Raw genomic sequence first — 21,364 nt, forward strand, 5'->3', positions numbered from 1 at the left:
CCACTCCGCGGTCTCCTCCGGATCACCATCCGGCAACCGACCCGTCAAACCACTCAGGATCTGGGAATTAACGTCTCGTGCAGCCACGTCCGACCTCTCTTAAAAGCGTGTGGGCGCCCTGTGCTGTGGCACTGGGCGTATGGCAACACTCTAAACCGCGGCGCGCGCAAGTGTGCATTCACCTGGGCTCCATGACAGCGGCCGGCACGCCCGGGCCGACGCGCATCGGTGAGCCGACCATGTCGGCGCGTGTCGCCGTCGTGCCTGTCAGTGGGTGGCGCAGTGGGTGGCGGTGGCGACCGGTTTGCCCCTACGGCCCCGGGCATGCTTTCGTGATGTAACGGAAGTCACGCCTATTGCGTGGCAAACCCGAACCGGTGTTGATCTGGCCGGGGAGACGTAGCAATATGGGCTCACACCCACAAACCGGGTGGTCAAACTATCCAGCGCGGAAGCGTTGAACGCAGGAGGAATCACGTGAGCGAGGCCGACGCCGGCATTGTGGCCCAGGTGGCAGGCAACATGGGTTTCAAGGATGGCGATCTCATCCAGGAACTTGGATACGACGACGACGTGGATTTTGACCTGCGGGACGGCATCGAGGGGCTCATCGGGTCCGAAATGCTTGATGAGGACGACCACGACGCGGTGGACGCCGTCATCCTGTGGTGGCGCGAGGACGACGGCGACCTGGTCGACGCCCTCATGGATTCACTGACGACGCTCGACGACGGCGGCGTCGTCTGGGTGCTGACCCCGAAGTCCGGCCGCGACGGCTACGTGCCGCCGGCGGAGATCCAGGAGGCGGCACCCACCGCCGGGCTGCATCCCACCACCACCGCGGGCGTGTCCGCCGATTGGGCGGCCACCCGGCTGGTCCCGCGGAAGAAGCAGTGATGGACGACGGCGGCACGCGGGTGGCGCTGCGGGCCGGCGATGTCGCGCCGGACTTCACCCTCCCCAACCAGTTCGGCGAGGCCATCCGCCTGTCGGCACTGCGTGGCGGGCCGGTGGTCGTCGTGTTCTACCCGTTCGCGTTCTCCGGCATCTGCACGGGGGAACTGTGCGACCTGCGTGACAATGTGGGACTGTTCAAGACGGCCAAGGCCCGGCTGCTGGCCGTGTCGGTGGACAGCAAGTACACGCTGCGCGCCTACGCCCGCGATGAGGGCTACGAATTCGACCTGCTCGCCGACTTCTGGCCGCACGGCGACGTGGCCCGCAGCTACGGTGTTTTTGACGAGGTGGCGGGCATGGCCGGGCGCGGCACGTTCGTGGTCGGCGCCGACGGCGTGCTCGTGGACACGTTCGGCACGCCGGCGGGCCAGGCCCGGTCACTGGAACGCTACCGGCATGCGCTGGCCGCGCTGTAGCCGGCCGTGCCGGCGTCATCCGGGCCGGCTGGGCTTGCCGGGCTGCTTTCGGGCGTCCGGTTCGCCGTCCTGACGGGTGCCGGGCTGAGCACCGATTCGGGGATCCCGGACTACCGCGGCCCGAACGCCGTGCCCCGGACGCCGGTGACGTACCAGGAATTCATGCGCTCCGCCGAAGCGCGCCAGCGGTATTGGGCGCGCAACCAGGTGGGCTGGCAGCGCATGCACCATGCCGCCCCGAACGCCGGGCACCGCGCCGTGGCCGCCCTGGAGCGCCTGGGCGTGACGACCGGGATCATCACGCAGAACGTGGACCGGCTGCACGAGGACGCCGGTGCCGAGAACGTCGTGGACCTGCACGGTCGCTTCGACCGGGTCCGGTGCCTGCGCTGCGGGGAGGTGTTCGCGCGGGCGTTCGTGGCCTCACTGCTGGTCGAGGCGAACCCGGGCTTCCTGGACGCCGTGGCGGCCCGCGGGGGAGCGCAGACCGCCCCGGACGCGGACGCCGTGCTGGACCCATCGCTCGTTTCCTCCTTTCACGTGGTCGTCTGCCCGGTGTGCGGGGGACTGCTGAAGCCGGACGTGGTGTTCTTCGGCGAGAACGTGCCCAGGCACCGGGTCTCGCGTTCCTTTTCGCTGGTGGACGAGGCCGGGGCGCTGCTCGTGGCCGGGTCCTCGTTGACCGTGATGAGTGGACTGCGGTTCGTCCGCAAGGCGGCCCACGACGGCAAACCCGTGCTGATCGTGAACCGCGGCCATACCCGCGGCGACGAGCTGGCGACGCTGAAACTGGACACCGGGGTCGGGGAGGCGCTGGCATTCCTGGCGGCCTCCCTGGAGGGGTCTCGGGCCGGTTGGCGTAGCGGCGGCGCCGTCCGGTAAGGTGGTTTCTCGTTGGTTTCGGCCAAATGGGGCCTTTAGCTCAGCTGGTAGAGCGCCACGTTTACACCGTGGATGTCATCGGTTCGATCCCGGTAGGGCCCACCCGTGAAAATCCCCGCCATTCTGGTCTGAAAAGCCCGGAATGACGGGGATTTTTTGGGTGCTAGAACCCTCTGTCGGTGCCTGCCCATACCCTCGGGGCATGACGAATGGAGAACTGGTCCAGGTGCGCACGACGTTGAGGTCTGGCAGGGGCAAGGCCGCCTTGAATGCGCCGGTTAAATGGAAGGCTCCCCGTTGTTGCCATTGGGGGATGCAACAACGGGGAGCCCGTAAAGAAAATATAACGGCTGGATCTCGCGAATGCAAACTTGCGGTGACCGGCCCGTTAACGTAAGCGGCCTTCCACCACGGCTATTGGGGGACGCCGCGATGGAAGACCTGCCATGAATATACATGGGTGTGCGGGGGAATGCCAAAACGGCCGCCCATCCTCGAGCCCAGTCCACTATGATGGGAGCTGTTCATTGCGCTGAACGACGAGGTTGCGGTGCGGCTGCCGCGCTTCGATGTCCGGCGCCAAGCAGGCGAAGTTCAAGCAGCGCGGAGGAAATCAATGGCGGAAACCCAGGTTCGTGGTGGTCGGGCATCGGACGTCCGCGGGCCGGCCTCCCCGGCACCCGCCGTCACGCGCGCGGCTGCCGTGCTGGACGCCCTGGCCGCCTCGGACACCGGCCGGCTGACGCTCAGCGACCTGGCCCGGGAGCTCGCGATCCCGAAGTCCTCCACCTCGAACCTGCTGCAGTCCCTGGAGGATTCCGGGCTGATCAACCGGACCGGGTCCGATTACACGCTCGGCATCAAGCTGGTGGAACTGGGCGCGGCCTACCTCAGCCGCCGCGATGAGGTGCGCGAGTTCTACCGGTTTTGCGAGAATGCGCCCGTGCTCGGCGGCGAGACGGTCCGCATCGCCATGCTCGACGGGACCAACGTCATCTACCTGGCCCGTTACGAGGGGCATCCGGCCGTGCGGCTGACCTCCAACATCGGCGACAAGATGCCCGTGTCGCTGTGCGCCGTTGGCAAGGTGCTGATCGCCCGGCGCCACCAGCACGACCTGGCCGAACTGTTCCCGGACGAGATGGAACTGCCCGTCATGACGCCCCGGTCCCTGCGCACCGGAGCCGAGCTGAAGGCGGAGCTGGCCACGATACGCGCACAGGGGTATGCCCTCGAGGATGAGGAGTCCACCGTCGGCGTCGTCGGCCTCGCCGTGGCCGTGCCCACGCACGGCGCGCACGGACCGAGCCTGGGCGTCTCCGTCACGGCCCTGAAGGCCACCTTTACGCCGGAGCAGCGCGACGCCATGATCGGCGAATTGGGCGAACTGGCCCGCGTGCTCGGCAATCCTATGGGGTAGCCGGCGCCCGCTGCCGGAAAACCCTTGGCCACCCGTCGACCCGCAGCAGCTGCGCGGGGCCACCCTGGCCAGTTCGGTCGGGTCGGCCCTGGAGTACTACGACTTCTACATCTACGGATTGGCCTCGGCGCTGATCTTCAGCCCGCTGTTCTTTTCCCCGCTCGGTGCGGCCGGCGGACTCATCGCCTCCTTCGCCACCTATGGCGTCGGATTTGCGGCCAGGCCGTTCGGCGGCCTGTTGTTCGGCTACATCGGGGACAGGTTTGGCCGCAAGCACGTCCTGCTCATCACCATTGGCCTCATGGGCCTGGCCTCGTTCAGCATCGGGCTGCTGCCGACCTACCACCAGGCTGGCATGCTGGGGGCCATCCTGCTGGTCGTGCTGCGCATCGTCCAGGGCCTGGGTGCCGGGGCGGAGCAGGCCGGCGCCACCACGCTGATCTCGGAGGTGGCGCCACGCCGGCGCCGCGGCTTCTTCGCGGCCCTGCCATTCGTCGGCATCCAGATCGGCACGTTGCTCGGTGCCGGCACGTTCGCGCTGCTCGCCCTCGCCGACAAGGACGCACTGCATGGCTGGCTGTGGCGGGTGCCGTTCCTGGCCAGCGTGGTGCTGGTGGGCGTGGCCATCTTCATCCGGCTCCGGTTGAAGGAGACGCCGGTCTTCCATGACCTGGAGAAGCACAAGAACGTCAACCGCAACCCGCTGGGCGTACTGTGGCGCTCGTCCCGGAAGAACGTGCTGGTCGGCATCGGCCTGCGCATGGGGGAGAACGGCAACTCGACCATCTACTCGGCGCTGCTCGTGGCGTTCCTGGCCCGTGAGGGCGGCGTGTTCCAGGGTGACAAGTTCATCGGCCCGACCGGGCTGCTGATCGCCGCGGGGTTCTCGGCCGTCATGGTCGTCGCGTTCGGCGCGCTGTCGGACCGGGTTGGCCGCGTCAGGGTGTACCGCTATAGGGCGTTGTTCCAGTTGTTGTTCGCCGTGCCCGCCTTCTACCTGGTCACGCTCGGCAACGTGACGCTCGTCTGGGTCGTCATGACGGTCGGTATCGCACTGGGTGTGCAGTCCATGCTCGGGCCGCAGTGCGCGCTGTTGCCGGAGTTGTTCGGCGCCACGCACCGTTTCACCGGCGTGGCCATGAGCCGGGAGATCTCCGCCGTGTTCGCCGGCGGCATCGCCCCGTTCGTCGGCGCCCTCCTGTTGGCGGCCACGGGGCAGTCGTGGATGGTGCTGGCCGGGTACTCGGCGGTGTTGGCCGGGATCTCGTTCACCGCGTCGTTCTTCACCCCCGAAACGGCCGGGCGCGACCTGCGCAGCGTCGAGAACGCCTGAGCTCTGCACACGCGTGGTTTCGACGGGCTCAACCACCGGCCGTTTCGACGGGCTCAACCACCGGTGGTTGAGCCCGTCGAAACCACGTCAGTAGAAGTGCACCGGGTCCACGACGTGGATGAGCGGCTCGCCGGCCAGGTACAGCCGCAGGTTGTCCATGAAGCGTTCGGCGATCAGCCGGTTCTCCGCATCGGATAGCGCCCCCGTGTGCGGGGAGACCATGACGCGCGGGTGCTCCCAGAGCGGGCTGTCGGCGGCCAGCGGCTCGACGGCGAACACGTCCAGGCAGGCATAGGACACCTGGCCGCTGTCCAGGGCGGCCAGCAGCGCGTCCTCATCGACCACGGTGCCGCGGCCCACGTTGACGAACACGGTGCCCGGCTTCATGGCCGCAAACACGTCGGCGTTGAACAGCCTCTCCGTGTACGGCGTGCCGGGCAGCGTGTTGACGACGGCGTCGGCGTCCGCCAGCAGCCCGGCCAGGCCGGCGTTGTCGGTCACCGCCTCGATGCCCTCCAGCGGTGCGACGCTTCGCTTCGTGCCGCTGACCCGCATGCCCATGGCCCGGGCCACGCGCGCGGTCTCCATGCCGATCTCGCCGAGCCCGGCCACGACGAGCCGGGATCCGGCGGCCAGCCGCATGGGCGTGCGCAGCGTCGGCCAGTGCTTCGCGGCCTGGTCTCGCGCCATCGCCGCCGTGTCCTTGAAGCCGTTGAGGATGCCCAGCATGGCGAACTCGGCCAGCGGCAGCGCGTGCACGCCGGCGGAGCTCGTTACGGCGATCCGGGCCAGTTGCCCGGCGGACAGGTTCGCGGCCTTCACCGCGCCGCCGGCGCCGGCGGCCATGGCGTGGATCCAGTCAAGCCGGGGGCTGTCGGCGATGGCGGCCAGCCCGGCGGCATTCTCGTTCGGGAAACCGTACAGCACGTCGGCGCTGCGCAGCATCTCCCAATACCGGGCCTCCTGGGCGGCGCTGCGCCGGAACGCGGGGTCGCCGGCGTGGTCGGCCGGGAAGCGCTCAGGTGGCAGCAGGTCGGGTTCGTGGAGCACGGTGACGGCCGGGAAGGCGGCGCGCAGCCGCTCGACATGCTCCGTCTCGAGCGGCACGGCGATCGCGATGGTGGGATTCATGGAATTCATGGTGTTCATCATACTGAATTGTGGTTAGAATACTGAACAATTCCTTTCCCGTTACGTTACGAGGAGCACCATGGCCAGACCCGCCATCGGCTTTGCCGGACTAGGCCTCATGGGCGCGCCCATGGCCGCCAACCTGCTCGCCGCGGGCTGGACGGTGACCGGGTGGAATCGTTCGGCCACCGCGCTGGACGAGTTCGCTGCCCTCGGCGGCACGGCCGTCACCGACACCGCCGGGCTGGCCGGGGCGGACGTCGTCATCTTCATGCTGCCCGACCTGCCCGTCATCGTCGACGCCGCCGGACCGCTGTTCCAGGCCTGGCGGGCCGACCCACCCAGGCCGGGCACCGTCGTCGTCGTCATGTCCAGCGTGTCCCCGCAGCGCATCCACGACTTCGCCGCGCTCGTCGCCGAGACGAGCGCCGGGCGGGCCAGCGTCGTGGACGCGCCCGTCAGCGGCGGCACCGTCGGGGCCGCGGCCGGCACGCTGGCCATCATGGTCGGCGGCGACCGGCCCGATGTCGACCGCGTCGTGCCGCTCCTCGAGGACATGGGCACCACGGTGCGTCGCATGGGCCCGCTCGGCGCCGGGTCGCTGGCAAAGGCCTGCAACCAGCTGCTGGTGGGAACGACGACGGCGGCGCTCGCGGAGGCGGCCGAGCTCGCCGAACGCGCCGGCCTGGACGTGGGGGCGCTGTTCGACGTGCTGGGCGGCGGGCTGGCGGCCAGCCGTGTGCTCGAGGTGGTCGGCCCGCGGTTGCTGGCCAAGGACTACACGCCGACCGGACCGGCGAAATTCATGCTCAAGGACCTCGGCTTCGTGTGCGAGAGCGCCCGGGCCGTCGGCGCCGCGGTGCCCATGGCCGAGGCCGGCAACGTGCTTTACGGGCACCTGGTGGACCAGGGCCTCGGTGCGCAGGACCTGGCCGTCGTACGCGAGACCATCGCCCGGCTGGGCGCAGAGAAAGGACAACCATGAGTTCCCTGTTCGACCTGACCGGCAAGGTATCCCTGGTCACCGGCTCCAGCCGGGGGATCGGCAATGCGTTGGCCCGCGGGCTGGCCGAGGCGGGCGCCACGGTGGTGCTCAATGGCGTCGACGGCGGGCGGCTGGCCGCGGCCGAGGCGGCCATGGCGGCCGACTTCGCGCCGGGGCGCATCCACAGCAGGGCGTTCGACGTCACGGACGACGCCGCTGCGGCCGACGCCGTCGGCTGGATCGAGGCCACCGTCGGCCCGCTCGAGATCCTCGTCAACAACGCCGGCATCCAGCACCGGGTGCCGTTGCTGGACCTCGACCCGGCGGATTGGGACCGGGTCATCCGCACCGACCTGACCAGCGCCTTCCTCGTCGGGCGGGCGGCCGCGCGCGGCATGCTCGAGCGCGGGCACGGCAAGATCATCAACATCTGCTCCGTGCAGACCGACCTGGCCCGGCCCACCATCGCCGCCTACACGGCGGCCAAAGGCGGGCTGCGCAACCTCACCCGGGCCATGACGGCCGAATGGGCCGGCGGCGGGCTACAGATCAACGGCCTCGCGCCCGGCTACATCCACACCGAGCTGACGCAGAACCTCGTCGACGACGAGGCGTTCAACACGTGGATCATGGGCCGCACGCCGGCCAACCGCTGGGGGACCGTGCAGGACCTGGTCGGGCCGGCCGTGTGGCTGGCCTCCGAGGGCTCGAACTACGTCAACGGGCAGACCATCTTCATCGATGGCGGCATGACGGTGGTGGTCTGAGATGGCGACGACCCTGCCCACCTCCGCGTCCGCCGTCGTCGCCCACGGCAAGGACGACCTGCGCGTCGAGTCGGTGACGCTGCGTGAGCCGGCCGCCGACGAGGCCGTCGTCGAGATCGCCTATGGCGGCATCTGCGGCTCCGACCTGCACTACTGGTTGCACGGCGCCGCCGGGGAATCGATCCTCAGGGACCCCATGGTGCTCGGGCACGAGGTGGTGGGCGTCGTCGCCCGGGGCGCCGCCGACGGCACCGGACCGACCGTGGGCACGCCCGTGGCCGTGCATCCGGCCACGCCCGGCCCCGGCAGCGGCAAGCACCCGGCCAGATATCCGGCCGACCGGCCCAACCTCTCGCCGGGCTGCACGTACCTGGGCAGCGCCGCACGGCACCCGCACACCGACGGCGCGTTCATGCGGTACGCGAACCTGCCCACCCGCATGCTCCGCCCCCTGCCGGCGAACCTGCCGCTGCGCCGGGCCGCCGTCGTCGAACCCGCCAGCGTCGCCTGGCATGCCGTCTCCCGCGCCGGCGACGTCCACGGCCAGCGCGCGCTGGTCGTCGGCAGCGGCCCCATCGGCGCGCTCGCCGTCGCCGTGCTCAAGCGTGCCGGCGCCGCCCACATCACCGCCCTCGACATGCACGACGTGCCGCTGGGGATTGCCCGCGCCGTGGGCGCCGACACGGTGCTGAAGGCCACCGAGACGGACGCCATCGCCGCCGTGGAGGCCGACGTCGTCATCGAATCCTCCGGCAACCACTTCGGCCTGGCCTCGGCCATCGCCGGGGCGGTGCGCGGCGGGCGGGTCGTCATGGTCGGCTTGCTGCCGTCCGGCCCACAACCGGTGGCCATCTCGCTGGCCATCACCCGCGAACTGGAACTGGTCGGCTCGTTCCGCTTCAATGACGAGATCGACGACGTCATCGCCGCGCTCGCCGACGGCAGCCTGGCCGTGGACCCGGTGGTCACGCACGAATACCCCGCCTCCCGGGCGCTGGAGGCCTTCGAGACGGCGCGCGACTCCGCACGGTCCGGGAAGGTGCTGCTGGACTTCGGCGCCTGAGCCGCCACCCCACCCGTGCGTGAACTTGGGGCGAAGTTGAACGGATGTCCAGCCCGTGCAACATTCGTGGCCGGGGGTCGTGCGGCCGGGCCGCGGCCACGCCTTCCCCGATAAGCTGGGCTAAACCGCGTATCCAACTGGAGGTAGTATGTCTGCACAAATCGGCGTGACCGGCCTGGCCGTCATGGGCGCCAACCTGGCCCGCAACCTGGCCCGCAACGGGTACACCGTGGCCCTGCACAACCGCTCCGTCGCCAAGACCGACGCGCTGCTCGCCACCCACGGCGACGAGGGCGACTTCGTCCGCACCGAGACGCTGGCCGAACTCGTGGACTCGCTGGAGAAGCCGCGCCGCGTGCTGATCATGGTCAAGGCCGGTGCCCCGGTCGACTCCGTGATCGACCAGCTCGTCCCGCTCATGGAGCCGGGCGACATCATCATCGACGGCGGCAACTCCAACTTCCAGGACACCCGCCGCCGCGAGGCGGCGCTGGCCAAGAAGGACCTGCACTTCGTCGGCGTCGGCGTGTCCGGCGGCGAGGAGGGCGCGCTGCTCGGCCCGTCCATCATGCCCGGCGGCTCCAGGGAATCCTACGACGCGCTCGGCCCCCTGCTGGAGAAGATCTCCGCCAAGGTCGACGGCCAGCCATGCTGCGCCTGGATCGGCACCGACGGCGCCGGCCACTTCGTGAAGATGGTCCACAACGGCATCGAGTACGCCGACATGCAGGTCATCGGCGAGGCCTACGACCTGCTGCGCAGCGCCGCCGGCATCGAGCCGGCCGAACAGTCGGCGATCTTCGCCACGTGGAATGAGGGCCAGCTGGCCTCCTTCCTGATCGAGATCACCGCCGAGGTGCTGGGCCATGTGGACGCAAAGACCGGCAAGCCGCTGGTCGACGTGATCGTGGACTCCGCCGGCCAGAAGGGCACCGGCCGCTGGACCGTCCAGTCCGCCCTGGACCTGGGCTCGCCCACGTCCGCGATCGCCGAGTCCGTGTTCGCCCGCGGCCTGTCCTCGCAGCGTGACCAGCGTGCCATCGCCCAGGACGTCCTGGCCGGCCACGAGGGCACCGTTGATCTCGGCGCTGACTTCGTCGAGGACGTCCGCCAGGCGCTCTACGCGTCCAAGCTCATCAGCTACGCGCAGGGCCTCGACATGCTCACGTCCGCCGCGGCCGAGTACAACTGGGACCTGAAACTGGACGAGATCGCCGCCCTGTGGCGCGGCGGCTGCATCATCCGCGCCGAACTGCTCAAGGACATCACCAAGGCCTACGCCGCCGCGGACAAGCCGGCCAACCTGCTGTTCGCCCCGGCCTTTGCCGCGGAAATCGCCGAGGTCCTGCCGGCCTGGCGCCGTGTCGTGGCCACCGCCGTGCAGCTCGGCATCCCGGTGCCGGTGTTCTCGTCCTCGCTCGCGTACTACGACGGCCTGCGCCGCAAGCGCCTGCCCGCCGCCCTGACCCAGGGCCTGCGCGACCTGTTCGGCGCCCACACGTACAACCGTGTTGACGTCGCGGGCACGTTCCACACGCAGTGGAGCGGGGACAAGTCCGAGGTCGAGGCGGTCGACACGCACTAGCTTCGTTGGTTGAGCTGTCTTCGTTGGTTGAGCTTGTCGAAACCTCCTGGATCTCGACAAGCTCGATCACCGGACGTCTCGGTGGTTGAGCTTGTCGAAACCCCCGGGATCTCGACAAGCTCGATCACCGGCCGCCGTCGTACTTGGATCCGGGCCTAGATCCACATGGCCGGGTCGATGTACTCGGCCGGGTCGACGGCCGGGGCCATCTCCTTTTTCGAGTCGCGGTGGCGCCAGGTGGCCGGGATGCCGGTGAGGATGGAGTTCGCCGGCGCGTCCTTGACGACGACGGCGTTGGCGCCGACCGCCGAATCGTCACCGATCGTGATGGGCCCCAGGACCTTCGCCCCGGCGCCGATCGTCACCCGGTTGCCGATGGTGGGGTGCCGCTTGACCTTGGCCAGCGACCGGCCGCCGAGCGTGACGCCGTGGTAGATCATGACGTCGTCGCCGATCTCCGAGGTCTCGCCGATGACCACGCCCATGCCGTGGTCGATGAAGAAGCGCCGGCCCACGGTGGCGCCCGGGTGGATCTCGATGCCGGTGGCGAACCGGGCCAGCTGGGACAGGGCCCGGGCCGGGAACCGCAGGCCGGGATGGGCCCACATGCGGTGCGTGAGCCGGTGCACCCAGATCGCGTGCAGGCCGGAGTAGATGAAAAAGTTCTCCACCGAGCCGCGGGCCGCCGGGTCATGCGACCGGGCGGCCTCAAGGTCTTCACTCATTCTGGCAAGGAATCCCACGGACTTCTTTCTTCAGTTGGTCTCAGCCGCGGATGTCGTCGTACAGGACGGTCGAGATGTAGCGCTCGCCGAAGTCGGGCACGACCGCCACGATCAGTTTACCGGCGTTCTCCGGCCGCTTGGCGAGTTCCAGTGCACCCCACACGGCCGCGCCGGCGGAGATGCCGCCGAGGATGCCTTCCTGCACGCCGAGCGCCCGGGCCACGGCCACGGAGTCCTCCAGCGTGGCGTCAAGGACCTCGTCGTACACGTCCTGGTCCAGGATCTCCGGGATGAAGTTCGCCCCCAGGCCCTGGATCTTGTGCGGGCCGGGCGCGCCGCCGTTGAGGATCGCGGAGTCCTTCGGTTCGACGGCGACGACCTGCAGGCCGGGCTTGCGCTCCTTGAGCAGCTGGCCGGCGCCGGAGATGGTGCCACCGGTGCCGATGCCGGCGACCAGGATGTCCACCTCGCCGTTCGTGTCGGCCCAGATCTCCTCGCCCGTGGTCTTGCGGTGGATGGCGACGTTGGCCGGGTTCGCGAACTGCTGCGCCCAGATGGCGTTTTCCGTGTTGGCCACGATCTCCTTGGCCTTCTCCACGGCGCCGCGCATGCCCTCGGAGCCCGGGGTCAGCACGATCTCGGCGCCGAACGCGCGCAGCATGACGCGCCGCTCCGTCGACATGGTCTCCGGCATGGTCAGGATGACCTTGTAGCCGCGGGCCGCACCGACCATGGCCAGGGCGATGCCCGTGTTGCCGGAGGTGCCCTCGACGACGGTCCCGCCGGGCTTCAGCGCCCCGGCCTGCTCGGCCGCGTCGATGATGGCCACGCCGATGCGGTCCTTGACGCTGTTGGCCGGGTTGTAGAACTCGAGCTTGACCGCGACGGTGGCGGCCAGGCCCTCGGTCAGCCGGTTCAGCCGCACCAGGGGCGTGCCGCCGACCAGCTGAGTGACGTCGTCGTAAATCCGAGCCATGGACATGATCCTTTGCTAGAAGCGTTGATTTGATGGGTGCACGGGCCGCCCGCGCCACATGCGTCAGCGTAGCGAGCGGCCCGGGCGGGGCCTAGGCGCTCAGCCACGAAGCGTAATGTTGGCGGGCCTTGGCCACCTTCGGGTCGATAATGACCCGGCAATAGCCGACCTCGGGGCGTTGGGCGTAGAAGTCCTGGTGGATATGCTCCGCCTCGTACAGTGTGCCCAGCGGGGACACCTCCGTCACGATCGGCTTCCGCCAGTGTGCCTGGTTGCGCTCGATGGCCATCCGGAATGCAGCCTCCTGCTCCCGGTCCGTGTAGAACATGGACGACCTGTACTGGGTGCCGACGTCGTACCCCTGCCGGTTCGGCGTGGTGGGGTCGTGCAGCGTAAAGAACATGTCCAGGATGACGTCGGCCGGGATGACCTCCGGATCGAACGTCACGGCCACCACCTCGGCGTGCCCGCTGATCCCTGAGCACACCTGGTCGTACGTCGGGTTGCGGATGGCGCCGCCGGTGTAGCCGGACACGACGCTCGTCACGCCGCGGGTCATCTGGTAGACGGCGTCCAGGCACCAGAAGCAGCCGCCGCCAAGCACAAAGGTCAACATGTAATGTGCAAGCGGTGCAGGGGTCGAATTCATTCCCGCCCCGCTTCGTGCCCCCGCTTGGTGGCCTGTGCCACGTAGTCTAGGGACATGAGCAATGAATCGGTCAATCGGACGGACGACGGCGGCGCTCACCAGGGCGCCGACGGCACCGACGCGGCTGTTGCCGATCCGGCGCTCGCCCGGCCCGGCGAGCCCGCGACCCCGGCGGTTGGTGACGCGGCCGCGCGCCTGGCGGCCGCCGTCGAACCCGGTGCCGCCGTCGAACCCGGCAGGGCCGGCGAGGGCCGTGCCGGGGACGGCACCGCCGGTGACGGCACCGCCGGTGACGGCACCGGCGTCGAGGCCGGGGCCGGGGAAACCGCCGAGCCCGGGCCGGCCGGTGCGCCGCTGCTCACGGACGTGCTGCTGGCGGTCGAGGAACTGTGGCCGGAGTCGCTGGCCGAGGACTGGGACCGCGTGGGCCTGGTCGCCGGGCACCCGGGCACGCAGGTGGAGCGCATCATGTTCGCCGTGGACCCGACGCTGGAGGTCATCGAGGAGGCCCTGGACTGGGGCGCCCAGCTGCTGATCACGCACCATCCGCTGCTGCTCAGGGGCGTGACCTCGATCGCGGCCACGACCGGCAAGGGCCGTGCCGTGCACCGGCTCATCGAGGGCGGCTGCGCGCTGCTGACCATCCACACGAACGGCGACAGTGCCGTCGGTGGCGTCTCCGACGTGCTGGCCGACGCGCTCGGGCTCGAGGACGTGCGCCCGCTCATGCCGGCCACGCACGGGCTTCCCGAGGAGGGGATCGGCCGGGTCGGCGTGCTGCCCGGGGTCGAGACGCTGGGCGACTTCGCCGCCCGCATCTTCGAATCGCTGCCCTCGGTGGCCGGCGGCGTGCGCGTGGCCGGTGACAAGGACGCCCTGGTGCGCACCGTGGCCGTGTGCGGCGGGGCCGGCGACACCCTGTTCGACGCCGTCCGGCGCAGCAAGGCGGACGTGTATGTCACGGCCGACCTGCGTCACCACCCGGCGTCGGAGGCCCGCGAGGAAGCCATGGGCGGCCGACCCTACCTGGTGGACCTGTCACATTTCGCCAGCGAGTGGCTATGGCTGCCGCAAGCCGCGCGGTCGCTGGACAATGTGTTGGCCGACCAGGGGTTCGAGGCGGAGTTGGCGGTCAGCCAGACCAACACCGACCCGTGGGATTTCATCCTGACCCCCGGCGTGTGACCGCTGTCCGACGCTTCGTCGTAGGCTGGTGCAAGCGCACACCGGGCGAGGGCGTCCGGAACCGACCAGCAGGAGGACTCACATGGCCAAGGCAGCACCCGCGGAACAGCTTCGGCTGCTGGACCTGCAGGCGGTGGACGGGCGGCTCAAGGCCCTGGACGGGCAGGCGAAGGTGCTGCGTGAGGACCCGCGGCTGGCCGACCTGGCCACCGGTCTGGCGGTCGCCGAAAGCGACCTGGCCGTGCTGACCTCGGAGGTGGCGGATATCCGGCGTGAGCTGACCCGCTTCGAGGACGAGGTCGCCCAGGTCACCCAGCGCATCATCCGGGACGAGACGAAGCTCAACAGCGGCACCGGCCTGTCGAAGGACCTGGTGGCATTGCAACAGGACATCGAATCCCTGACGAGGCGCCGGTCCACGCTGGAGGACGGCGAACTGGAGGCGATGGAAAAAGCGGACGACGCCGCCGGCCGCCGGGCCGCGCAGCAGGAACTGGTCGATGACATGCGCGGCGTGCTGGCCGGTGTGCAGGCCGAGCTGGGGGAGAAGCTGGCCGCACTGTCCGCCGAACGCGACGCGGCCGTGGCCGAGCGCGCGGCCTTGGCGGCCACGTTCGAGCCCGGGCTGCTGGCCGTCTACGAGCGCACGCTGGGCCGGTACGGTGTCGGCGCGGCGCGGCTGTTCCACGGCACGTCGGAGGGGTCGGGCATGCAGCTGAGCCCCGGCGACCTGGCCGACATCCGCGGTGCCGCCGCCGACGACGTCGTGTTCTGCCCGGACTCCGGCGTGATCCTGGTCCGCTCGCCCGAGTGGAGCTGAACGCGCCGGGGTCCCGTCCGACGGGTCGATTGCACCACGTCGAGATCTGGGTGCCCGACTACGGCCGGGCGCGGGCGTCCCTGGGCTGGCTGTTCGAAAGACTCGGCTACCGCGCCGCGGACGACTGGGGCCATGGCGGCAGCTGGCAGGGCGTCGGCGAGTACCTGGTCCTGGAGGCGGGTCCGGACGTCGCCGGCCCCCACGAGCGTCGCGCCGCCGGACTGAACCACCTCGCCTTCCGGGCCGGTGCGCCCGGCGACGTCGACGTGTTGGCCGGTGCCGCCGTCGGCCACGGCTGGCGGTTGCTGTTCGCGGACCGGCACCCGTGGGCCGGCGGGCCCGACCATTACGCCGCCTACCTGGAGGATGCCGACGGCTTCGAGGTGGAGCTCGTCGCGGACGCCTGAGCCCGGGTCCAAGACGCCGCCGGCCAATCCGTGGTGGGGGCGGGGAGGTCAGCCCTCGAGGATGATGTTCAGCGCGTGCGGCTTCCGGGCCGTGCCCTCGACCAGCTCGACCGTCCACAACTCGGCGGCCGCCGCGGCCAGCTGGGCGGGTGTCGCCGGTGCGTTGCCCCGCCGCTGCAACAGGTGCCGGGCCAGTTCGCCGCGGGTGTGCTTGGCGAAGTGGGACACCACCTTGCGCACGCCGTCGCGCTCCGTGAACACGTTCACGGCCACGGTCTGCGCGGCCGGCGGGGCCCACGCCGCGACATAGGTGCTCGAGCGGCAGTCGACCAGCAACTGCCCCGCGATGGGCCCGGCCAGCGCGGCGGCCAGCAACGGCTGCCAGAACGAGGCCAGCTTGCCCAGCCCGGGCAGCCCGACCGACATGGACAGCCGGTAGGCCGGGATGCGGTCGGCGAAGCGCACCGCGCCCCACAGGCCGGAGACAACGACGACGGCGGCATCGGCCTTGCGCCGCTGGCCGGGGGTCAGCGAGTGGTAGCCGAGCGCGTCGTACAGCACCCCCGTGTAGACGCTGTGCGCCGGGGCGGCCGGCTCATGGGCCAGACGCGTGTTGCGGATGACCTCGTGGGCCAGCGACGCGCCCACGCCCAACCGGTCCAGGGCGTCCGGCCGCGCCGAGACCCCGGCCAGGGCCTGGGCCACGTCCTGCCGGGCGGCCGTCAACTCGGGAAAGTGCAGGGATTCCAGGTCCACCGGGGAACCGGCGTCGGCGGGGGTCTTGCCCTCGGAGGGCGGCAGCAGGATCAGCACCAGACGAGCCTAGCGGACGCCCGCCCCCGACCGGCGGCCTGGAGGGCCCCACATCCCAGTGATAGCGCGGCTGTGAGGTCACTCACGATGGTCCGGGACCGGCCCCGGCCCCCTCTAGAATGGAAGGCATGGCCCGGACCAAGGGAGTTTTGGGCTGGAAAGGGAATGCAGTGACACTGACAACCGATGCGGCGCTGGACCAATGGATCCAGCGCGAAACCATGGCCGAGGCAATGATCCCGCTGATCGGGCGCCTGTACCGCGAGAACAACGTGGTGACCAACGTCCATGGCCGCTCGCTGATCAACCAGTCGGTCATCGACCTGCTCAAGGCCCACCGCTTCGCCCGCCAGATTGACGATGTCGAACTGCCGGTCACCGAGACCCTGCCGTTGCTCGAAGCGCTCGTGAACCTCCAACTCGGCGCCGCCTCGATCGACCTGGCCCGCCTGAACGCCCGCTTCAAGGAGTCCGGCAGCAAGGACCTGGAGGCGTTCCTGCGCACCGAACTGGCCGACGTCGTCGACCGTTTCGGCGCCGACGAGCGCACCAGCACCGACGTCGTGCTCTACGGCTTCGGCCGCATCGGCCGCCTGCTCGCCCGCATCCTGATCGAACACGCCGGCGGCGGGCACGGCCTGCGCCTGCGCGCCATCGTGGTCCGCAAGGGCGGCGACTCCGACCTGGTCAAGCGGGCCAGCCTGCTTCGCCGCGACTCCGTGCACGGCCCGTTCGTGGGGACCATCACGGTGGATCCGGACCGCGACGTCATCCAGGCCAACGGCACCGCCATCCAGGTCATCTACTCGGACAGCCCGGCGACCATCGATTACACGGCGTACGGCATCAACAACGCCCTCGTGGTCGACAACACCGGCCGCTGGCGCGATGAGGCCGGCCTGGCCCAGCACCTGGAGAGCACCGGCGTGGCCCGCGTGCTGCTGACCGCCCCCGGCAAGGGCGAGCTGAAGAACATCGTGTACGGCATCAACCACAACACCATCGGCGACGGCGACCGCATCGTGTCCGCCGCGTCCTGCACGACGAACGCCATCACCCCGGTGCTCAAGGCGCTCAATGACGAGTATGGGATCGTGCACGGACACGTCGAGACCGTCCACTCGTTCACGAACGACCAGAACCTGACGGACAACTTCCACAAGGGCAATCGCCGCGGCCGCTCCGCCGCGCTGAACATGGTGCTCACCGAGACCGGGGCCGCCAAGGCCGTGGCGAAGGCCCTGCCGGAACTGGCCGGCAAGCTCACCGGCAACTCGATCCGGGTGCCAACCCCGGACGTGTCCATGGCCATCCTGAACCTGACGCTGGAGAACGACACCACGAAGGACGAGGTCAACACGTACCTGCGCGACGTGTCGCTGAACTCGACGCTGCGCAAGCAGATCGACTACATCGACTCGCCCGAGGTCGTCTCCACCGACTTCGTCGGCTCGCGCCGGGCCGGCATCGTCGACGGCCTGGCCACGATCAGCAACGGCAAGAACCTGGTGCTGTACGTCTGGTACGACAACGAGTTCGGCTACAGCTGCCAGGTGGTGCGCGTCATGGAGGAGATGGCCGGGGTGCATCCGAGGTCGTTCCCGTTGGCCGCGGCGGTGCCGGCGGCGCAGTAGCCTGCGGCGGGTACACTGGAGGTTCTGGACAGGTCGGCCAGGCAGCCGCGCGCCACGTCTTGTGGCTCGAGGAACGTCCGGGCTCCGTACGGCAGGGTGGTGGGTAACACCCACTCGGGGAAACCCGCAGGCCAGTGCCACAGAAAACAGACCGCCCGTGTTTTACGCGGGTAAGGGTGAAACGGTGGTGTAAGAGACCACCAGTTCCCCGGGTGACCGGGGAAGCTGGGTAAACCCCACCCGGAGCAAGGCCAGACAGGGCATGATCGAGGGCTGCCCGCCCGAGTGCCCGGGTAGGCCGCTGGAGGGCGTCGGCAACGGCGTTCGTAGATGGATGGCTGCCTCTCCGTTGCGGGTAACCGCAGCGGATGACAAAACCCGGCGTATCGGCCGGCCTGTCCAGACCGAAGGGCCGTTCCACCGCGTGAGAGCGCGGCGGGACGGCCCTTTGCCATGCCCGGCCAAATCGCGCCGAGGTAGCGCCAATGCGCCGACAGGGCGGCACATGTTCCGCCCTTTCGACGTGATGGCGCTACCTCGGCGAAATGGCTCGCATCTTGCGCTCGCGGCCAAACACCGGCATACTAAACGAATCAAATTCGTTTTGTGATTCAGCTCTCAAGGACTCCCACATGATTGAAATCACCGCCTTCGACCCGGCCATCTCCCCGGCCCGGGTCCACGCCCCGCGGCGCACGCCGCTGCGCGTCGCCCTGGTCCAGCATCGCTGGCACGCCGATGACGACGCGCTGCGGGCCGAACTGACCGAGGGAATCGCCCGCGCCGCGAAGCTGGGCGCCAGGGTCGTGTTCCTGCCCGAGCTGACGCTCTCGCGCTACCCGGCCGACACCGAGGCCGGCGCCACCCCCGACGCGACCGCCGAGGACCTGCTCACCGGCCCCACCTTCACGTTCGCCGCCGCCGCGGCCGCCGAATACGGCGTCGTCGTGCACGCCTCGCTGTTCCAGAAGGCCGAGGCCGCCGACGGCCTGGGCCTGAACACGGCCATCATGGTCTCCCCGGACGGCACGCTGCTGGGCAAGACCCACAAGCTGCACATCCCCGTCACCGAGGGTTACTACGAGGACACCTACTTCCGGCAGGGTCCGGCCGAGGAGCCATACCCGGTGTACGCCCCGGCCGAGCTCGGCGGCACCCGCCTGGGCCTGCCGACCTGCTGGGACGAGTGGTTCCCCGAGGTTGCCCGCTCCTACTCGCTCGGCGGCGCCGACCTGCTGGTGTACCCGACGGCCATCGGCTCCGAGCCCGGACACCCGGACTTCGACACGCAGCCGCTGTGGCAGCAGGTGATCGTCGGCAACGGCATCGCCAACGGCCTGTTCATGGTCGTGCCGAACCGCTGGGGCAACGAGGGCACGGTCACCTTCTACGGTTCATCGTTCATCTCCGACCCCTACGGGCGCATCGTGGCGCAGGCCCCGCGCGAGGGGTCCGCCGTCCTCGTCGCCGACCTCGACCTGGACCAGCGCGGCGACTGGCTGGACCTCTTTCCATTCCTGGCCACACGCCGCCCGGACACGTACGCCCGCCTGGCCGAGCCGGTGGACGCGAGCCACCCGCACGGGGCCGGCGAGACCGCCGGGGCCAAGGCCCGATGACCGCGGTGGACGCACAGCCAGGCCCCGCCGGCGTGGCCGGCACCGGCCTGCGCCGGGTCCTGTCGGTCCCCGCGCTGGTGCTGTTCGGGCTGGCCTACATGGTCCCGCTGACCGTGTTCACCACGTACGGGATCGTCAACCAGATCACCGACGGGCGGCTGCCGCTGGCCTACATCGTCACGCTCGTCACGATGATCTTCACGACGATCTCCTACGGCTCGATGGTTCGGGCCTACCCGGTGGCCGGCTCGGCCTACGCGTACGCCAGCCGGGTGTTCGGCCCGAAGGCCGGCTTCCTGTCCGGCTGGTCGTTGCTGCTGGACTACATGTTGCTGCCGATGATCAATTACCTGATCATCGGCATCTGGCTGGGGCAGACCTTCCCGGCCGTGCCGACGTGGGTGTTCGTGCTCGCGGCCATCATCCTGGTGACGCTGCTGAACCTGCTCGGGATCGTGCACGTCGCCCGGGCGAACATGGTCATCGTCGGCGCGCAGGCCGTGTTCATCGTCGTGTTCGTGGTCATGGCGCTGCTGGCGCTCAACAGCGGCACCAATTTCCTGGCCCCGTTCACGGGGACCGGCGCCGGCGGGATCAGCCCGCTGTTCGCCGGCGCGGCCGTGCTGTGCCTGTCCTTCCTGGGCTTCGACGCCGTGTCCACGCTGGCCGAGGAGACGAAGAACGCCCGCCGGGACGTGCCGCGCGCCATCTTGCTCGTCACGCTCATCGCCGGCGCGCTGTTCGTGGTGCTGTCCTACCTGAGCTACCTGGTCCTGCCGACCACGAACTTCCACAATGTGGATTCCGCGTCGCTGGAGGTCATGGCCAAGCTGGGCGGCGACTTCCTGGTTGCGTTCTTCACGGCCGCGTTCGTGGCCGGCTCGTTCGGCTCGGCCGTCGCCTCCCAGGCGTCGGTGTCGCGCATCCTCTACAGCATGGGGCGCGAGGGCGTGCTGCCGCGGGCCGTGTTCGGCCGGTTGTCCGTCAAGGGCGCCGTTCCGGTGCTCTCCATCCTGGTCGTGGCGGTCGTCTCGCTGCTGGCGCTGGTCACCAGCCTGGACGTGGTCGCGTCCATGATCAGCTTCGGTGCGCTCGTGGCGTTCTCCGTCGTGAACCTGGCCGTGATCCGCCACTACCTGTTCGTCGAGCGGCGCCGCGGCGCGAAGAGCATGATTGTGTACGGCGCGGTCCCCACGATCGGGTTCCTGCTCACGGCCTGGCTGTGGACGAGCCTGTCCCAGGTGGCGCTCACCGTCGGCCTCGGCTGGGTCGCGGTCGGCATCATCATCCTGGCCATCACGACCCGCGGCTTCCGCAAGGCGTCCCCGTCCTGGCAGATGGACGAGGCCCTGTAACCGGGCAGCCCCCTCGCGGCGCCGTCGTGCTTGTGCGGCGAACCGCGACGCGGCCAATCCGGCGGGTGCGTAGACTGGCGTGCATGCGCATTCGAGACGCGTCCGCGGCGGACTGGCCGGGCATCTGGGCCGTCCTGGAGCCCGTCATCCGCGCCGGCGACACGTACACGGTGGACGCCGACACCCCGGAGGAGGCGCTGCGCGACTGGTGGTTGCACGGTGCCGACCCGGACGACGGCGGCACGCGGCGGCGCGCGCCGCGCACCTTCGTCGTGACGGAGGAAACCGGTGGCGAGGCCCCTCCCATGGTCGTGGCGACCGCCGAACTGCACGCCAACTACGGCGGGGCGGCGGGGCGGACGGCCAACGCCGGGTTCATGGTGCACCCGGACCACGTGGGCAAGGGGTATGCCCGGGCGCTGGCCCACCACGTGCTGGACCAGGCGGCCGCGGCCGGGTTCACGGACATGGTGTTCAACGCCGTCGTCGAGTCGAACACGGCGGCCGTGGCATTGTGGGAATCGCTGGGGTTCCGGATCGTCGGCACGGTCCCGGCCGTGTTCGACCACCCCGTCGACGGGCTCGTGGGGTTGCACGTCATGCACCGGAGCCTCGCCGGCCGCGTGTGACCCGGCACCGCCG

21 protein-coding genes, 1 tRNA gene and 1 other RNA gene are annotated in these 21,364 nt (G+C 69.8%); 18 read left to right on the top strand and 5 right to left on the bottom strand.

What is annotated here, in order from left to right:
- The first annotated feature begins 477 nt into the window (after nucleotides 1-477).
- The 6 genes from EJC77_RS16205 (at nucleotide 478) to EJC77_RS16230 (ending at nucleotide 5,008) form a co-directional block, all read left to right on the top strand.
- Nucleotides 478-897 (top strand): DUF3052 domain-containing protein, encoded by a 420-nt coding sequence (locus EJC77_RS16205; protein WP_125614968.1) that lies wholly within the window; start codon nucleotides 478-480, stop codon nucleotides 895-897.
- Nucleotides 897-1,373: a peroxiredoxin gene (locus tag EJC77_RS16210; protein ID WP_125614972.1), complete on the top strand. Its 477-nt coding sequence runs from the start codon at nucleotides 897-899 to the stop codon at nucleotides 1,371-1,373. The genes EJC77_RS16205 and EJC77_RS16210 overlap by 1 nt, the downstream gene beginning before the upstream one ends.
- Nucleotides 1,374-1,379: 6 nt before the next feature.
- The gene (locus EJC77_RS16215; protein WP_125614975.1) at nucleotides 1,380-2,255 is read left to right on the top strand and encodes an NAD-dependent protein deacetylase; all 876 of its coding nucleotides are present in this window, start codon (nucleotides 1,380-1,382) and stop codon (nucleotides 2,253-2,255) included.
- A 29-nt stretch (nucleotides 2,256-2,284) separates the two neighbouring features.
- Nucleotides 2,285-2,357 (top strand) — tRNA-Val (locus tag EJC77_RS16220).
- 514 nt (nucleotides 2,358-2,871) lie between these two features.
- The gene (locus tag EJC77_RS16225; protein ID WP_125614977.1) at nucleotides 2,872-3,675 is read left to right on the top strand and encodes an IclR family transcriptional regulator; all 804 of its coding nucleotides are present in this window, start codon (nucleotides 2,872-2,874) and stop codon (nucleotides 3,673-3,675) included.
- The gene (locus tag EJC77_RS16230; protein ID WP_125614980.1) at nucleotides 3,662-5,008 is read left to right on the top strand and encodes an MFS transporter; all 1,347 of its coding nucleotides are present in this window, start codon (nucleotides 3,662-3,664) and stop codon (nucleotides 5,006-5,008) included. Before EJC77_RS16225 ends, EJC77_RS16230 begins: the two co-directional genes overlap by 14 nt.
- A gap of 87 nt (nucleotides 5,009-5,095) precedes the next feature.
- Here EJC77_RS16230 and EJC77_RS16235 read toward each other — a convergent pair whose 3' ends face one another.
- Nucleotides 5,096-6,160 carry a D-2-hydroxyacid dehydrogenase gene (locus EJC77_RS16235; RefSeq protein ID WP_125614983.1) on the bottom strand — a complete coding sequence of 355 codons (1,065 nt, stop codon included), beginning with the start codon at nucleotides 6,158-6,160 and terminating at the stop codon, nucleotides 5,096-5,098.
- Between the two features lie 58 nt (nucleotides 6,161-6,218).
- Between EJC77_RS16235 and EJC77_RS16240 the strand changes: the two genes are divergently transcribed.
- The 4 genes from EJC77_RS16240 (at nucleotide 6,219) to gndA (ending at nucleotide 10,539) form a co-directional block, all read left to right on the top strand.
- Entirely contained in the window at nucleotides 6,219-7,124 is a 906-nt protein-coding gene (locus EJC77_RS16240) for an NAD(P)-dependent oxidoreductase (RefSeq protein WP_125614986.1), read from the top strand.
- A complete protein-coding gene (locus tag EJC77_RS16245; RefSeq protein WP_125614989.1) occupies nucleotides 7,121-7,891 on the top strand; it encodes an SDR family oxidoreductase in 771 nt (256 codons plus the stop codon). Before EJC77_RS16240 ends, EJC77_RS16245 begins: the two co-directional genes overlap by 4 nt.
- A gap of 1 nt (nucleotide 7,892) precedes the next feature.
- Entirely contained in the window at nucleotides 7,893-8,954 is a 1,062-nt protein-coding gene (locus tag EJC77_RS16250) for an L-idonate 5-dehydrogenase (RefSeq protein WP_125614992.1), read from the top strand.
- Nucleotides 8,955-9,102: 148 nt separating this feature from the next.
- Nucleotides 9,103-10,539 (top strand): NADP-dependent phosphogluconate dehydrogenase, encoded by a 1,437-nt coding sequence (gene gndA, locus EJC77_RS16255; RefSeq protein ID WP_125614995.1) that lies wholly within the window; start codon nucleotides 9,103-9,105, stop codon nucleotides 10,537-10,539.
- A gap of 155 nt (nucleotides 10,540-10,694) precedes the next feature.
- Here the strand turns inward: gndA and epsC are convergent, their stop codons facing one another.
- The 3 genes from epsC to msrA all read right to left on the bottom strand — a co-directional run bounded on the left by epsC (nucleotide 10,695) and on the right by msrA (nucleotide 12,856).
- Complete coding sequence (gene epsC, locus EJC77_RS16260; protein ID WP_125614998.1) at nucleotides 10,695-11,282, bottom strand: serine O-acetyltransferase EpsC; 588 nt, start codon at nucleotides 11,280-11,282, stop codon at nucleotides 10,695-10,697.
- A gap of 22 nt (nucleotides 11,283-11,304) precedes the next feature.
- Nucleotides 11,305-12,240 carry a cysteine synthase A gene (gene cysK, locus EJC77_RS16265; RefSeq protein WP_125615001.1) on the bottom strand — a complete coding sequence of 312 codons (936 nt, stop codon included), beginning with the start codon at nucleotides 12,238-12,240 and terminating at the stop codon, nucleotides 11,305-11,307.
- A 91-nt stretch (nucleotides 12,241-12,331) separates the two neighbouring features.
- Nucleotides 12,332-12,856, bottom strand: a complete 525-nt coding sequence (gene msrA, locus EJC77_RS16270; RefSeq protein ID WP_125615004.1) for a peptide-methionine (S)-S-oxide reductase MsrA — start codon at nucleotides 12,854-12,856, stop codon at nucleotides 12,332-12,334.
- 87 nt (nucleotides 12,857-12,943) lie between these two features.
- Between msrA and EJC77_RS16275 the strand changes: the two genes are divergently transcribed.
- From EJC77_RS16275 to EJC77_RS16285, 3 genes are all read left to right on the top strand, one after another.
- Nucleotides 12,944-14,074 (top strand): Nif3-like dinuclear metal center hexameric protein, encoded by a 1,131-nt coding sequence (locus EJC77_RS16275; protein WP_125615007.1) that lies wholly within the window; start codon nucleotides 12,944-12,946, stop codon nucleotides 14,072-14,074.
- An 82-nt stretch (nucleotides 14,075-14,156) separates the two neighbouring features.
- Entirely contained in the window at nucleotides 14,157-14,894 is a 738-nt protein-coding gene (locus EJC77_RS16280) for a zinc ribbon domain-containing protein (RefSeq protein ID WP_125615010.1), read from the top strand.
- Complete coding sequence (locus EJC77_RS16285) at nucleotides 14,885-15,301, top strand: VOC family protein (RefSeq protein WP_240630306.1); 417 nt, start codon at nucleotides 14,885-14,887, stop codon at nucleotides 15,299-15,301. The genes EJC77_RS16280 and EJC77_RS16285 overlap by 10 nt, the downstream gene beginning before the upstream one ends.
- Nucleotides 15,302-15,349: 48 nt before the next feature.
- On the opposite strand, the gene EJC77_RS16290 is transcribed toward EJC77_RS16285, so the two are convergent.
- The gene (locus EJC77_RS16290; protein ID WP_125615016.1) at nucleotides 15,350-16,114 is read right to left on the bottom strand and encodes a YaaA family protein; all 765 of its coding nucleotides are present in this window, start codon (nucleotides 16,112-16,114) and stop codon (nucleotides 15,350-15,352) included.
- Between the two features lie 170 nt (nucleotides 16,115-16,284).
- Between EJC77_RS16290 and EJC77_RS16295 the strand changes: the two genes are divergently transcribed.
- From EJC77_RS16295 to EJC77_RS16315, 5 genes are all read left to right on the top strand, one after another.
- The gene (locus EJC77_RS16295) at nucleotides 16,285-17,748 is read left to right on the top strand and encodes a glyceraldehyde-3-phosphate dehydrogenase (RefSeq protein ID WP_276309088.1); all 1,464 of its coding nucleotides are present in this window, start codon (nucleotides 16,285-16,287) and stop codon (nucleotides 17,746-17,748) included.
- A gap of 29 nt (nucleotides 17,749-17,777) precedes the next feature.
- An RNA gene (rnpB, locus tag EJC77_RS16300) (RNase P RNA component class A) lies at nucleotides 17,778-18,150 on the top strand.
- A gap of 230 nt (nucleotides 18,151-18,380) precedes the next feature.
- Nucleotides 18,381-19,367, top strand: a complete 987-nt coding sequence (locus tag EJC77_RS16305; RefSeq protein WP_125615022.1) for a nitrilase-related carbon-nitrogen hydrolase — start codon at nucleotides 18,381-18,383, stop codon at nucleotides 19,365-19,367.
- The gene (locus tag EJC77_RS16310) at nucleotides 19,364-20,722 is read left to right on the top strand and encodes an APC family permease (RefSeq protein ID WP_125615025.1); all 1,359 of its coding nucleotides are present in this window, start codon (nucleotides 19,364-19,366) and stop codon (nucleotides 20,720-20,722) included. Before EJC77_RS16305 ends, EJC77_RS16310 begins: the two co-directional genes overlap by 4 nt.
- An 83-nt stretch (nucleotides 20,723-20,805) precedes the next feature.
- Nucleotides 20,806-21,351, top strand: a complete 546-nt coding sequence (locus EJC77_RS16315) for a GNAT family N-acetyltransferase (RefSeq protein WP_125615028.1) — start codon at nucleotides 20,806-20,808, stop codon at nucleotides 21,349-21,351.
- Nucleotides 21,352-21,364: the final 13 nt, after the last annotated feature.

It is taken from the genome of Specibacter cremeus, assembly GCF_003946885.1.
GTDB classification, from domain to species: Bacteria; Actinomycetota; Actinomycetes; order Actinomycetales; family Micrococcaceae; genus Specibacter; species Specibacter cremeus.